Here is a 13,130-nt window from a genome sequence, read left to right on the forward strand (position 1 = left end):
TTATAATAGAAACAATATTCTAGAAAGAAGAAGGTGCGCTTGTGCAGTGTCCACATTGTCATCACAATAATTCACGCGTCGTTGATAGTCGGCCGACCGATAATGGGCGGGTGATTCGGCGCCGGCGTGAATGTGAAAATTGTCATTTTCGCTTTACGACGTTTGAACGCATCGAACAAACGCCTTTGCTCGTCATCAAAAAAAACGGCACGCGTGAGGAATTCGATCGTGAAAAGATTATGCGGGGCATCATTCGTGCGGCTGAAAAACGGCCGGTAACGTCTGAACAAATCACAGCCGTTGTCGATGAAGTCGAAAATAAGGTGCGTGCGCTTGGTGAAAATGAAGTTTCTTCACAGGTCATCGGTGAATATGTGATGAATTTACTCGTGGATGTCGACGAAATTGCCTACATCCGGTTTGCGAGTGTCTACCGTCAATTTAAGGACACCTCAGTCTTTATGCAGGAATTGCAAGATATGATGGCAAAAGACAAGGCGAAACAAAAAAGCGATTCAAAAAAGAAGTCACAGTCAAAGAAATAAGGAGGCGGCACGCCGATGAATGATGCCTTTGCAGCCTTAAGCCCCCATGATGGCTTTTTAATTACGAAGGCAAATTACCTGTCTGATTTCGACCAGCGGGTGCTGACCTTGTTGTATCAGCCGTTAATGGGGGTCACGGCGTATAGTTTATATCTGTATTTGTGGTCGTTTGTCCGCAAACAGGCGGTGATGACCGACCGAGTCCTGCACAGTCAGATTTTGAGCATTCTCGACATCGACCTGCCGACCTTTTATGAAAATCGTCTCAAGCTGGAAGGCTTAGGGCTATTGCGGACCTATCAAAAGGATGATGAAGTCGGCCGGCTGTTTGTCTACGAACTATATGCACCACTGGCACCAGATGCCTTTTTCAAGGATGACCTGTTGCGGCTGGCGCTGTACCAGAAGGTCGACCAGCATCAATTCGAAAAACTGGTCAAGGAAACGCAGCTGCATCCGGTTACCAAAAAGGATTTTAAAGAAGTGACTAAGAATTTTCTCGATGTGTTCCAAATCGGCAAGCAGGCCTTTACCCACACGACGAGTTCGGCGGAACAGGCGGCAGCGTCGATGACGACCAAACCGGCCCAAGTGCCGGCCTATAGTCAGGCGCAGCTGCAGACGTTTGATTGGGAAACCTTGAAACAATTTGTGTGGAGCGGCGGCCACATTTCCGGCAGCGAGATTGATCAAAATCAGGCGGCATTATTCAACCTGCATCAGTTTTACAATTTGAGTGAAATCGATTTAGCCCATGCCATCGCTCGAACGATGAATGTAGCCGATAATACAATCGACATGCCGGCCTTGGAACGCGTCGTTTTGCAGGAACATACCGAAAAAACAACGTCGCTGAAACGGCCAGCACAGAAAAAGCAGGCGCTGACGTCCGCACAAGAAAAGCAGCTGCAGCAGAAGGGTTATTCGGAACGTGAAATTCAAATTCTGAAGGAGACGGCGGATGTCGTGCCATTGGATTATCTGCAAGCCGTCAAGGAAAAGAAGCATGGAATCGTCGGCAAGGGCGAGATTTATGCCCTGCGCAACCTTGAAAATCGCTATATTTTCAGCGATCAGGTCATTGCGATTCTGATTGTTTATCTGGTCAATAATTATCAGACGATTACGCAGAATCTGCTGGACCGAGTCGCCGATAGCTGGATTCAAGCCGGTGTCAAGACCGGCGTCGATGCTTTGAATCAGATTCGAGCATTCAAGCAGCCGAAACAAAAAAAGCAGCCGAAACACTACACACGTAACGGCCGGCCGACCCGTCAGGAAAAACTGCCGGATTGGGCTCAGGACGGCTACCAAAAGCAAGAAACCAAACAGCTCTCGTCTGACGAGCAAAAAGAACTCGCTGCGAGCCGTGAAGCTGTTAAAAAGATGCTGGAAGGGGGGCAATCGTAATGGAAGATTTAGGCAAAAGTATGCAGCAGACGATGAACCGCCGCAATTGGAACAAAAAATTTGCGGAAATGGTTCAGCAGAGTTTGCAGGACCCCGATGTGCAGGCTTTTCTGAACGCCCACAAAGCCGAAATGACACCGGAAACGTTGGACCGCAGTGCGGCCAAAATCTATGAGTATGTCCTTGAAAAAAATAAATTAGCCCATGGTGAGCCGACTTTTGCCCCTGGCTATGCGCCGAAGCTAGTAATGGACCAGCATTTGATTGATGTCACCTATGTGCCGACAACGGAACTGCAGGAAAAACGGGCTGTGCAGACACTGAAAAATCGGGTCCAGCGGATCAACATGCCGAAGGACATCGCTGATGCGAGCCTGTTATCTTACGATCCGACCGGCCGTTCGAATGCTTTGCAGGCGGCCAATCAATTTTTCATGGCCTATGTGAACGACCCCAAGACCTTCCATCCAGGGCTGTATTTGACCGGACCATTCGGAGTCGGCAAGACTTACTTGCTGGGCGCACTTGCGAATGCACTGGCTGAAAAGGGCTTCCGGACGACTTTATTGCATTTTCCGACGTTTGCGGTCGAAATGAAAAATGCCATCAAGGATAATAATGTCCAAGCAAAAATCGACCGTGTCAAAAAGGCACCGATTCTGATGTTAGATGACATCGGTGCTGGGACCGTCAGTGCTTGGGTCCGGGATGAAGTACTGGGGATTATCCTGCAGTATCGGATGCAGGAACAGCTGCCGACGTTCTTCTCATCGAATGAAACGATGGATGAGCTGACCAATTTTCTGACGATTAGTTCGCAAGGCGACAATGAGCCGCTAAAAGCCAAGCGCATCATGGAACGGGTCCGTTATTTGTCCCGTCAGGTCGTTGTTCAGGGCCCAAATCGCCGGCTGGAAAATTCCTAAAATGACAGCTTGCATTTTAAGGAGAGACGTGGTTTAATTAAGGCATTCAACGAGGAAAGATACACAGTGATCCGATTGTTTGCAGAGAGGGCCTTTTTGCTGGAAGGGGCCTAACAGGAGGTTGCTGGACCACTTTCTGAGATGTGCAGTGCAAAGCTGCACCGGATCGCATCCGTTAACAACGCTAAAGTGGAAATTTGATATTGAATTTCAATCCGGGTGGAACCGCGTTTAAAACGTCCTGAAGTTTATGCTTCAGGGCGTTTTTTCTTTTCGCCACTTTAGCCAGCAGACAAATTTTTGGAGGGAAAAGCATGGCAGAACAAATCACATTGACAATGCCAGACAATTCAACACGACAAGTTGAAAAAGAAACAACCGTTTTAGAGGTTGCTAAAGGAATCTCAACGAGTTTAGCCAAGAAATCCGTTGGGGCGCGTTTTAATAATCAATTAGTTGGTTTAGACGAACCGCTAATCGATGACGGGACCATTGAAATCGTCACAAAGGATAGCGCCGATGGGTTAGCCATCTTGCGCAACACAACTGCTTTTGTTTTGGCAGACGCCTTGAAGCGGCTTTACCCTGAACTGCATTTTGGTGCATCGGCCGACAACGAAGACGGCTTCTACTACGACACCGATAAAGCCGATGGTCAAGTCGCTGTCACTGACTTCGACAAATTGACTGCGACGATGAACAAGCTCATCAAAGCAAACATTGCCATTACGAAGAAGCCGGTTGCCAAAGCTGATTTAGCCGCTCAGTACAAAGATGACCCTTACAAGTCACAATTGCTGAAGGACGCTGAAGGCGACGCCGTTGAAGTGTATTCTTTAGCGGACGGCAGTTTCAGTGATTTCGGCGAAGGAGCCATGCTGCCAAAGACCGGCGGCATCAAGTACTTCCAATTACTTTCTGTTGCGGGTGCTTATTGGGAAGGCAAGTCCAGCAATCCAATGTTACAGCGGATTTACGGAACCGCCTTTTATAAGAAAGCTGACTTGGAAGACGAGCTCAAGCGTCGCCAAGAAGCCAAAGAACGTGACCACCGGACGATCGGCCGTGACCTCGACTTATTCTTCGTTGATCCAAAGGTCGGCAACGGCTTGCCATACTGGATGCCAAATGGTGCCACAATTCGGCGGACGATCGAACGCTATATCATCGACAAGGAAGTTGCCAACGGCTATCAGCATGTTTACACACCTGTTTTAGCTAACTTGGACCTGTACAAGCAATCCGGCCACTGGGCACATTACCGTGAAGATATGTTCCCGCCGATGGACATGGGTGATGGTGAACAATTGGAATTACGTCCGATGAACTGCCCATCGCATATCCAGATTTACAATCATCACATCCGCTCCTACCGTGATCTGCCATTCCGTGTCGCTGAACTGGGCATGATGCATCGTTATGAAAAGTCCGGTGCTTTATCTGGTTTGCAGCGTGTCCGTGAAATGACCTTAAACGATGGCCACACATTCGTTGCTTTGGACCAGATTCAAGACGAATTCAAGAAGATTCTGAAGTTGATGATGGAAGTTTATGAAGACTTCAACATCACCGACTACCGTTTCCGTTTGAGCTACCGTGACCCAGCGAACACCAAGAAGTACTTCCCAGATGATGAAATGTGGAACAAGTCCCAGAGCATGCTGAAAGCAGCCATGGATGATCTGCATTTGGATTATTACGAAGCCGAAGGGGAAGCTGCTTTCTACGGTCCGAAACTTGATGTCCAGACTAAGACTGCCCTTGGGAACGAAGAAACCCTGTCCACCATTCAGTTCGACTTTATGATGCCAGAGAAGTTCGATTTGACTTATGTTGGTGAAGATGGCAAGGAACATCGTCCAGTCATGATTCATCGTGGGATTGTTTCAACGATGGAACGTTTCACTGCTTACTTGATCGAAATCTACAAGGGTGCTTTCCCAACCTGGTTAGCACCTGTTCAAGCCGTTTTGATTCCAGTCAAGAACGATTTGCATCTTGAATATGTCAACTATATTAAGGATGAAATGCAGAAACGTGGGCTGCGGGTCCGTGTCGATGACCGCAACGAAAAGATGGGCTACAAGATTCGTGAAGCACAGACCAAGAAGGTTCCATATACATTGGTTGTCGGTGACAAAGAAGTCAATGAAGTCGCTGTTTCGGTACGGAAGTATGGGGAAGAACATACTGAAGAAGAATCAACAAACATGTTCATTGATGCCATTGTCGCTGAAACGAAGAACTATTCTCGTGATGGCAAGCTCAAGAAGAGCCAAGAATCACTTGATAAGAAGCTTGACATTCAGGAGTAATTCCCGTAAACTAAAGAACGTTGAGAAATAAAAGTAGAAGTTCCCGCTTCTCGCCTGAGGCATAAATAAGTGCCTGGGCTCATGCAAGACTCTCTGTGGGAGAGTCGAATGAAGTGTTGAAAGAGCGGGTTCAGTCTGACTGAAGCCGTTCTTTTTCTGCGTTTTTCTCGAATAATCTTGGAGGTGAAGGACCATAGCACAAGACATGATGGTTAATGATGGAATTCGTGCTCGTGAGGTGCGGTTGATTTCGCAAACTGGCGAACAGCTGGGGATTAAGTCGAAGAGCGATGCATTACGATTAGCCGATCAGGCTAATTTAGATCTAGTGATCGTTGCTCCCAAGGCTAAGCCACCAGTAGCGCGGATCATGGACTATGGAAAGTACCGTTTCGAACAGCAAAAGAAGAAACGTGAAGCACGAAAGAAGCAGAAAGTCATCAGCGTCAAAGAAGTTCGGTTAAGTCCAACGATTGAGGAAAATGATTTCAATACAAAGTTGAATGCCGCACGGAAATTCTTGGCAAAAGGCGATAAAGTTCGTGTTTCGATTCGTTTCCGTGGTCGTGCCATTACACATAAGGACATTGGTCGGGCTCAGTTGGAGAAGTTTGCAAAAGCAAATGCCGACGTCGCCAACGTTGAAGTTCATCCAAAGATGGATGGCCGGAGTATGTTCTTGCAATTAGCACCAAAAGCGGACAACAAAGAAAATAAGGGCGACGCTAAGAAATAGGCGCTGTCTAAAACTGGAGGAATTTGATTATGCCAAAATTCAAGACCCATCGCGCATCTGCAAAGCGCTTCAAGAAGACCGGAACTGGTAAGTTATTGCGTCATCACGCATACACAAACCACCGTTTCCATGGGAAGACAAAGAAGCAACGTCGTCATTTGCGTAAGGCTGGCTTAGTTTCGTATTCAGATATGAAGCGAATCAAACAGATGGTTTCACAAATGAAGTAGTTTCTGACTTCATATTCTAAATCAACGAGCTGTCTGTTCGAACGGCAGCGTTATTCAAGGAGGAATTTTTCATGGCACGTGTTAAAGGTGGAACAGTGACGCGCAAACGTCGTAAAAAGGTTTTAAAATTGGCTAAAGGATACCGTGGCGCAAAGCACATCCTGTACAAAACAGCTAAAGAACAAGTTTTAAGTGGTTATCGTTATGCATTCCGCGACCGTCGCGCTCGCAAGCGTGATTTCCGTCGTTTATGGATCGCTCGTATCAATGCTGCTGCTCGTCAAAATGACATCAGCTACAGCAAATTGATGCATGGCTTGAAGTTAGCCGGCGTTGACATGAACCGTAAGATGCTTGCTGATCTTGCCATCAGTGATCCAAAGGCATTCACGGACTTAACTGAAACTGCCAAGAAAGCTTTGGCAAACTAAAAGTTAATAATGCATTGAAAGACCCGACATGCGCCGGGTCTTTTTTTGCAGAGTGTGAGCAAGGACGGTCAGCGAGTGCAGGCTCAGGAAGCTTGAGCTGAGAATTCGGTGACGAATTCCAGGTAAGCAACTGAAATGCAACTCGCTGTCCTTGCGAGCACGTTTCAAAGCCAGTCTGCAGTGAACCGCAGGGATCGGTTTGCCTGGCGCACGTTTAAGCAAACTGACGCATTCCAGGCAAGCAACTGAAATGCAACTCGCTGTCCTTGCGAGCACGTTGCACAAACAAATGGGTTGCGTTTGTCACGTTCTACAAAATCTCTTATAATAGGAATAATCATTAAAAAACAAGGAGGCGCACTCGTGCTTAATCGTTTTAAGCCGACCTGGATGGTCGATGCGATTTATAATATCACGCCAGAACAATTTCAGAAACAGGGAATTCATGCTGTATTTACGGACCTCGATAATACGTTGCTGGCCTGGAATAATCCAGACGGCACTCAGCAGCTGAAAGACTGGATCGCAGCCATGCAGGCGGCTGGTATTCCGATTGTCGTCGTTTCGAATAATAATCATCGCCGGGTGGGACAGGTGGTGGAGAATCTCGACCTGCCGTATGTGGCACGTGCGATGAAGCCGCTCAGTCTTGGCATTGAGCATGCTAAGGAAAAAATGAATTTATCCCGCCACGAAATTGTGATGGTCGGGGACCAATTGATCACGGATGTGCATGCAGGCAACTTAGCGGGATTGCGGACAATTTTAGTACGGCCGCTGATTGATACAGATGCCTGGAATACCAAGTTGAATCGTTTTCTCGAAAAATTTCTCTTTTTCGGGTTACGGAAAAAATATCCAGCATTACACTGGCAGGAGGACTTGAATGACTGAAGAAAAACAAGTGACAGAAGAACCATTATATTGTATCGGCTGCGGGGCACAGATTCAGACCACCGATCCGAAGGCGGCTGGTTATACGCCGGCTTCGGCGCTCGCCAAACAAAAAGAGGGCGAGGGCATCTATTGTCAGCGTTGTTTTCGTCTCCGCCATTACAATGAAGTCAGCGACGTTCAGCTGACTGATGACGACTTCTTACGATTGTTGAATCAAATTGGTCAAGTCGATGCCCTGATCGTGAATGTGATTGATATCTTTGACTTCAATGGGAGTGTGATTCCCGGACTGCACCGGTTTGTCGGCAAAAATCCAGTCATTTTGGTCGGAAATAAAGCCGATGTGCTGCCAAAATCAGTCAAGCCGGCAAAAATCAAACGCTGGCTGATGCATCAGGCCAAAGAACAAGGCTTGAAGCCGCTCGACGTCGTTTTAGTCAGTGCTGAAAAGGGCTGGGGCGTTGAGGACTTGATGGCTGAGATCGACAAGGAACGCAAAGGCCGGGATGTTTATGTCGTCGGAACAACGAACGTTGGCAAATCAACGCTGATCAACCGCATTATTTCCGACCAGACCGGCATGCAGGATTTGATTACCACGTCCCGTTTTCCCGGAACGACCCTTGATCGGATCGAAATTCCGCTGGACGATGGGCATCAGATCGTAGATACACCCGGAATCGTTCATCGGGAACAGATGGCCCATTATTTGTCGGCCAAAGATCTGAAACTGGTCACACCGACCAAGCCAATCAAACCGAAAGTTTATCAGCTGAATGAGGGGCAGACCTTGTTTTTAGCCGGCTTAGCACGGTTCGATTATTTGTCCGGCGGCCGCCATGGATTTGTGGCTTATTTGGATAATCAATTATTTGTGCATCGGACTAAGACCAGCAATGCCGACGACTTTTATCGGCGCCAGCTGGGCAAGTTATTGCAGCCGCCGCGTCCTAACGAAGTGGCTGACTTTCCACCATTGGTGCGGTATGAGTTCCATGCACACGAAAAGAGCGATTTAGTCTTTTCCGGCTTAGGCTGGATTACAGTGCCGGCCAATACCCAAGTGGCTGGATATGCCCCTGAAGGTGTGTCCGTTGTCTTACGTTCGGCATTGATTTAGAAGGAGTGAAAGATTTGTTGACAGGAAAACAAAAGCGATTTTTACGCAGTCGCGCACAAACAATCAAGGCCATTTTTCAACTAGGAAAAAATGGGCTGAGTGATGCATTTGCCCAGCAAGTGGTCGATGCCCTCGAACGGCGGGAACTCTTGAAGATTAGTCTGCTGCAGAATAGCGATGTTGATTTGGATGAAGCCGCTGAATTTTTACAGAAGTTCGATCCCACGATTGAAGTGGCCCAGAAAATCGGGCGGGTGCTGGTCTTGTATCGGCCAGCGCATAAGAAAGAGAACCGGCGTTTATCGCCGCAGGTTAAAGCTTTAGTTGCTTGAGGCGCCACCGATGGGAAAGATAATGACGCACACATTGACCCAACCGGTGATCACGGTTGAAATGAAGGAAGAAATTTTAGATAACGCGCCCCGTAAGCAGGTCGGCATCTTAGGCGGCACATTTAATCCGCCGCATTTGGGCCATCTGATTATGGCCGAACAGGTTGGCACCCAATTAGGGCTCGACCAAGTCCTGTTTATGCCGGATTCGACGCCGCCGCATGTCGATAAAAAACATCCGATTGCGGCCAAAGATCGGGTCGCAATGGTCGAACGGGCCATTATGGGCAATCCATTGTTCGGCATCGAACTATGCGAAGTTAAACGGGGCGGCATCAGCTACACTTTCGACACGATGAAGTATTTGAAACAGCAGCATCCTGACACCGATTATTATTTTATTATCGGCGGCGATATGGTGGCGTACCTGCCGAAGTGGCACAAAATTGATGAATTAGTCAAACTAGTTCATTTTGTCGGTGTCAAACGGCGTGGTTATACGCCGCATTCGGCTTATCCAGTCACTTGGGTCGATGCACCATTGATCGATATCAGTTCGACGGAAATCCGCCGCAAGCTGAAACAAGGCTGTTCCGTCCGTTATCTTGTGCCGGAAGCAGTCCTTGATTACATTGAAGAGGCGAAATTGTATCGTGACTGAGAAAACATTGATTTATCATGAAGGAATTGTCCCGTATCCCCGGACAGAACTTGTCGAACGGGTGCAGATGCGACTCGATGATGCTCGCTTCCAGCATTGTTTACGTGTCGAACAAACTGCCATTCGATTAGCGGAACAAAACGGCGGCGACGTCGAAAAAGCCAGTATTGCCGGCATGTGCCATGATTATGCCAAGCAGCGGACAGCTGATGAATTTAAAGCTGTCATCCTGCAGCAGCACATGAATCCTGAATTGCTCGAATATGGCAATGGAATCTGGCACGGCGTCGTGGGGGCTTATTTTGTCGAAAAAGAACTCGACATTCATGACCAGGAAATTCTGAATGCAATTCGTCGGCATACGATTGCCGCACCAGAAATGACGTTGCTCGACAAAATCGTCTTTGTGGCCGATTTTATCGAACCGAAGCGTGATTTTCCCGGCGTTGAGGACGCTCGCAAAGCCGCTGATCGGGATATCGATGACGGGGTGCGCTATGAATTAGTCCACACGTTAGAATATTTGATTCAAACACACAGTAAGGTCTATCCGGGAACCCTGACGAGCTATAATGCTTGGGTCCCGCAGAAAAAAGGAGCTCAGTAATGGATAGTAAAAAAATGTTAGAAATTGCTGTCAAAGCAGCCGACAGTAAACGGGCCGAAGATATCATCGCCCTCAATATGCAGGAAGTTAGTTTGTTAGCGGATTACTTCGTCATCATGACCGGGAATTCACAGCGTCAGGTCGCTGCGATTGCCGATGCCATCATTGAAAAAGAAGAAGCCGCTGGCGTAACAGTCGGCCATGTCGAAGGCAAGAAAGATTCACCATGGGTCCTGCTTGACTTCAATGATATTGTGATTCACATCTTCCTCAAAGAAGAACGTGAATTCTACAATCTTGAAAAATTATGGAATCAAGCACCAGAAGTCGATGTTACCGATTGGCTAGGTGAAAAGGCGGAAGAAGAATGATTTATACCACCTTTGCCCGGGTCTACGATCAATTGATGGACAAAGATCTCTACCGGCAATGGTACAACTATGCCCAAGAGCGGTTGCAGCTGCCGGCAGGGGCACCGTTGCTCGAGCTGGCGTGCGGCAGCGGCGATCTGGCCATCCAGTTCGCCCAGGCAGGGCTGAACGTGACGGGGCTTGATTTCTCCGCCGAAATGTTAGCTTTGGCCGACCAGAAACAGCAGGCAGCCGGGACGGACGTCGAATGGGTCGAAGGCGATATGCGTGCGCTCGAAGGTTTGGGGCCGTTTCAAGCGGTCACTTGTTTCGACGATTCGCTGTGCTATATGCCCGATTTGGACAATGTGCAGCAGGTGTTTCAACAGGTTTATCAGGTGCTCGCACCAGGGGGCACCTTTTTGTTCGATGCCCATTCTATCTATCAGATTGATGAGTTCTTCCCAGGTTATATGTACAATTACAAAGAGGAAGAGATGGCCTTCATGTGGACTAGTTACGAAGGGGACGTGCCGCATTCGATTGAGCACGACCTTAGTTTCTTCGTCTGGGACGATGAGATTCAGGGTTATCAAGAATTAAATGAATTGCACCATGAACGGACCTATCCGCTTGCCGCTTATCAACAGGCGCTGACGCAAGCTGGATTCACAGGCATCCAGGTCACTGCCGATTTTGGTCGGCAGGAAGTTCAGCCAGAGAGCGGGCGGTGGTTCTTTGAAGCACACAAAGACTGATTTAACGGCGTGCGGCATTATTGCTGAGTATAATCCGTTTCACAACGGCCATTTGTACCAATTGCAGACGGCCCGTAAACAGTCGCACGCCGATGTGATGGTCGCCTTGATAAGCGGCAATTACGTTGAACGAGGCGAACCGGCCATTGTTGATAAGTGGCAGCGTGCGCAATTGGCTTTGCGAGCTGGTGCTGATTTGGTCATTGAGCTGCCGTTTGCCGATGCCGTCGAGCCGGCTGATCGGTTTGCGACGGGCGCCGTCCGCTTGTTGGCAGCATTAGGGTGCCAGAGTTTGGCATTCGGCAGTGAAGAGCCGGATGCGGACTATGCCCAATTAGGTCAGGAACTGGCGGCGCTGCCGGATTTGCATGCGGCGTTTACGGATTATACGCAGACGTATGCCACCCAGCTGAATCAGTATTATCAGGAAAAACTGCATTTGAATATCAGTCATGCCAACCATTTGCTGGGCTTGAGCTATGCGACGGCCAATGCTCGTTTGCAGCAGCCGCTGCAATTGATTGCGGTGCCACGTGTCGGGAGTGCGCATGACCAAGCCGGTGCGCATGACCAGTTTGCCAGTGCCAGTGCGATTCGCACTAAGTTATTGGCCGGTGATTTAGCGGGCCTGGCTGCCGTCGTCCCCCCTAGCACCTGGCAGTTTCTGCAGGTGCATTCTGATTGGCTGACCTGGGACCAGCTCTTTCCGTTTTTGAAGTATCGAATCCAGAGTGCGTCGCTGGCCGAACTGCGCCGCATTTACCAGATGTCGGAAGGGCTCGAATACCGCTTCCAGCAGCAAATCGGTGCGAGTCAGACTTTTGCCGCCTTTTTGAAGGCCCTCAAAACTAAACGGTACACTTATGCGCGTCTGCGGCGGCTGTGTTTATATACGTTATTAAATGTCACAACATCTGAAATGAAGCAGGCGTATGACCAGCCGTATCTGCAGGTGCTGGGGTTTAATCAGGCGGGGCAGGCTTACTTGCACCAGATTAAAAAGACCGTTACGGTGCCGTTAGTGACACGTGTCGATGCTAAAATGGGCCGAGCTGACGGTTTATTGGGGCTCGAAGTTCGTGTCGATACCTTAATTCAGCAATTGACGGGCGTGCCGCAGGATTACGGCCGCCATCCCATTTTTAAAGGAAAGGAATTAGAATAATGTTAAAATGGCAACTTTCACAACTCGATAAGTATTATGACCGTCCGTTGACGTTCGATGAGACGGTTTCCGTCAAAAGCGACCTGATGCAGCGGGACGATGAGATTCTCGATGCAACGCCTGTCCATGTGACCGGCCAGATTCAGCAGGAAAACGGCGATTGGGTCGCTACCGTCCGCATTCAAGGCCAATTAACGGTTCCGTCTACCCGTAGTTTGAAGCCGGTTGAATTGCCGGTCGATGAACAGTTTAGCGAAATCTATGCTGACCCTGAAACGGCCAGTTTGGACCGGTATGAAGATACCGACGTTGTTATTCCATTGAAGGAGCATGCCCTCGACTTGATGCCGGCTGTTGAAGACCATCTGCTGCTGAGTGTGCCGTTGCGGGTCTTAAGCACGGATGAACAGCAGTCGGATGCGATGCCGAAAGGAAACGACTGGGAAGTCATCAGCGAAAGCGAATATGCCAAACGTCAACAAGAATCACGACGGGAAAACTCGCAGTTTGCCAAGCTGAAAGACCTGCTGCCGGATGACGACAACGGTCAGGATGATTCGCAAAAATAAGCGCGTCGGGAAGTCCTATGAAAATAGGGCTTCTTTTTTTTACAGTCACCATGAAAATAATTTTAAAATTTAAACTAT

16 protein-coding genes and 1 other annotated feature are annotated in these 13,130 nt (G+C 48.5%); all 16 genes read left to right on the top strand.

The features are described 5' to 3' along the window. Positions 1-41: 41 nt before the first annotated feature. The 16 genes from nrdR to IV40_RS00285 all read left to right on the top strand — a co-directional run bounded on the left by nrdR (position 42) and on the right by IV40_RS00285 (position 13,052). Positions 42-545, top strand: a complete 504-nt coding sequence (nrdR, locus tag IV40_RS00210) for a transcriptional regulator NrdR (RefSeq protein ID WP_057768151.1) — start codon at positions 42-44, stop codon at positions 543-545. Positions 546-560: 15 nt separating this feature from the next. Further along, complete coding sequence (locus IV40_RS00215; RefSeq protein WP_057768154.1) at positions 561-1,955, top strand: replication initiation and membrane attachment family protein; 1,395 nt, start codon at positions 561-563, stop codon at positions 1,953-1,955. Continuing rightward, the gene (dnaI, locus tag IV40_RS00220) at positions 1,955-2,881 is read left to right on the top strand and encodes a primosomal protein DnaI (protein WP_057768157.1); all 927 of its coding nucleotides are present in this window, start codon (positions 1,955-1,957) and stop codon (positions 2,879-2,881) included. Before IV40_RS00215 ends, dnaI begins: the two co-directional genes overlap by 1 nt. Positions 2,882-3,195: 314 nt before the next feature. After that, positions 3,196-5,196 (top strand): threonine--tRNA ligase, encoded by a 2,001-nt coding sequence (thrS, locus tag IV40_RS00225; protein WP_057768160.1) that lies wholly within the window; start codon positions 3,196-3,198, stop codon positions 5,194-5,196. A gap of 25 nt (positions 5,197-5,221) precedes the next feature. Further along, positions 5,222-5,359: a sequence feature (ribosomal protein L20 leader region), on the top strand. Positions 5,360-5,404: 45 nt separating this feature from the next. Further along, entirely contained in the window at positions 5,405-5,932 is a 528-nt protein-coding gene (gene infC / locus IV40_RS00230) for a translation initiation factor IF-3 (RefSeq protein ID WP_057768162.1), read from the top strand. Positions 5,933-5,961: 29 nt separating this feature from the next. Then, positions 5,962-6,162 (top strand): 50S ribosomal protein L35, encoded by a 201-nt coding sequence (rpmI, locus tag IV40_RS00235; protein WP_057768165.1) that lies wholly within the window; start codon positions 5,962-5,964, stop codon positions 6,160-6,162. 71 nt (positions 6,163-6,233) lie between these two features. Next, on the top strand, positions 6,234-6,593 hold the full coding sequence (rplT, locus tag IV40_RS00240) for a 50S ribosomal protein L20 (protein ID WP_057768168.1): 360 nt from the start codon (positions 6,234-6,236) through the stop codon (positions 6,591-6,593). Between the two features lie 363 nt (positions 6,594-6,956). After that, a complete protein-coding gene (locus tag IV40_RS00245) occupies positions 6,957-7,487 on the top strand; it encodes a YqeG family HAD IIIA-type phosphatase (protein WP_057768172.1) in 531 nt (176 codons plus the stop codon). Next, a complete protein-coding gene (gene yqeH, locus IV40_RS00250) occupies positions 7,480-8,610 on the top strand; it encodes a ribosome biogenesis GTPase YqeH (RefSeq protein ID WP_057768175.1) in 1,131 nt (376 codons plus the stop codon). Before IV40_RS00245 ends, yqeH begins: the two co-directional genes overlap by 8 nt. 14 nt (positions 8,611-8,624) lie before the next feature. Further along, on the top strand, positions 8,625-8,942 hold the full coding sequence (locus IV40_RS00255; protein WP_057768178.1) for a YhbY family RNA-binding protein: 318 nt from the start codon (positions 8,625-8,627) through the stop codon (positions 8,940-8,942). A gap of 10 nt (positions 8,943-8,952) precedes the next feature. Then, positions 8,953-9,603: a nicotinate-nucleotide adenylyltransferase gene (locus IV40_RS00260; RefSeq protein ID WP_057768181.1), complete on the top strand. Its 651-nt coding sequence runs from the start codon at positions 8,953-8,955 to the stop codon at positions 9,601-9,603. Then, positions 9,596-10,210, top strand: coding sequence for a bis(5'-nucleosyl)-tetraphosphatase (symmetrical) YqeK (gene yqeK, locus IV40_RS00265; RefSeq protein WP_057768183.1), 615 nt, complete (start codon positions 9,596-9,598; stop codon positions 10,208-10,210). Before IV40_RS00260 ends, yqeK begins: the two co-directional genes overlap by 8 nt. After that, the gene (gene rsfS / locus IV40_RS00270; RefSeq protein WP_057768186.1) at positions 10,210-10,581 is read left to right on the top strand and encodes a ribosome silencing factor; all 372 of its coding nucleotides are present in this window, start codon (positions 10,210-10,212) and stop codon (positions 10,579-10,581) included. Before yqeK ends, rsfS begins: the two co-directional genes overlap by 1 nt. Continuing rightward, positions 10,578-11,318, top strand: a complete 741-nt coding sequence (locus IV40_RS00275; RefSeq protein WP_057768189.1) for a class I SAM-dependent DNA methyltransferase — start codon at positions 10,578-10,580, stop codon at positions 11,316-11,318. The genes rsfS and IV40_RS00275 overlap by 4 nt, the downstream gene beginning before the upstream one ends. Further along, on the top strand, positions 11,299-12,483 hold the full coding sequence (locus IV40_RS00280; protein WP_057768191.1) for a nucleotidyltransferase: 1,185 nt from the start codon (positions 11,299-11,301) through the stop codon (positions 12,481-12,483). Before IV40_RS00275 ends, IV40_RS00280 begins: the two co-directional genes overlap by 20 nt. Continuing rightward, complete coding sequence (locus IV40_RS00285; protein ID WP_057768194.1) at positions 12,483-13,052, top strand: YceD family protein; 570 nt, start codon at positions 12,483-12,485, stop codon at positions 13,050-13,052. The genes IV40_RS00280 and IV40_RS00285 overlap by 1 nt, the downstream gene beginning before the upstream one ends. Positions 13,053-13,130 lie beyond the last annotated feature (78 nt).

The sequence above is a fragment of the Lactobacillus selangorensis genome (assembly GCF_001437205.1).
Lineage (GTDB): Bacteria > Bacillota > Bacilli > Lactobacillales > Lactobacillaceae > Paralactobacillus > Paralactobacillus selangorensis.

Coding starts and splice junctions, on each gene's coding strand:
- IV40_RS00215 (WP_057768154.1), top strand. CDS start 561: ATGAATGATGCCTTTGCAGCCTTAAGCCCCCATGATGGCTTTTTAATT.
- dnaI (WP_057768157.1), top strand. CDS start 1,955: ATGGAAGATTTAGGCAAAAGTATGCAGCAGACGATGAACCGCCGCAAT.
- thrS (WP_057768160.1), top strand. CDS start 3,196: ATGGCAGAACAAATCACATTGACAATGCCAGACAATTCAACACGACAA.
- infC (WP_057768162.1), top strand. CDS start 5,405: ATGGTTAATGATGGAATTCGTGCTCGTGAGGTGCGGTTGATTTCGCAA.
- rpmI (WP_057768165.1), top strand. CDS start 5,962: ATGCCAAAATTCAAGACCCATCGCGCATCTGCAAAGCGCTTCAAGAAG.
- rplT (WP_057768168.1), top strand. CDS start 6,234: ATGGCACGTGTTAAAGGTGGAACAGTGACGCGCAAACGTCGTAAAAAG.
- yqeH (WP_057768175.1), top strand. CDS start 7,480: ATGACTGAAGAAAAACAAGTGACAGAAGAACCATTATATTGTATCGGC.
- IV40_RS00260 (WP_057768181.1), top strand. CDS start 8,953: ATGGGAAAGATAATGACGCACACATTGACCCAACCGGTGATCACGGTT.
- rsfS (WP_057768186.1), top strand. CDS start 10,210: ATGGATAGTAAAAAAATGTTAGAAATTGCTGTCAAAGCAGCCGACAGT.
- IV40_RS00275 (WP_057768189.1), top strand. CDS start 10,578: ATGATTTATACCACCTTTGCCCGGGTCTACGATCAATTGATGGACAAA.
- IV40_RS00285 (WP_057768194.1), top strand. CDS start 12,483: ATGTTAAAATGGCAACTTTCACAACTCGATAAGTATTATGACCGTCCG.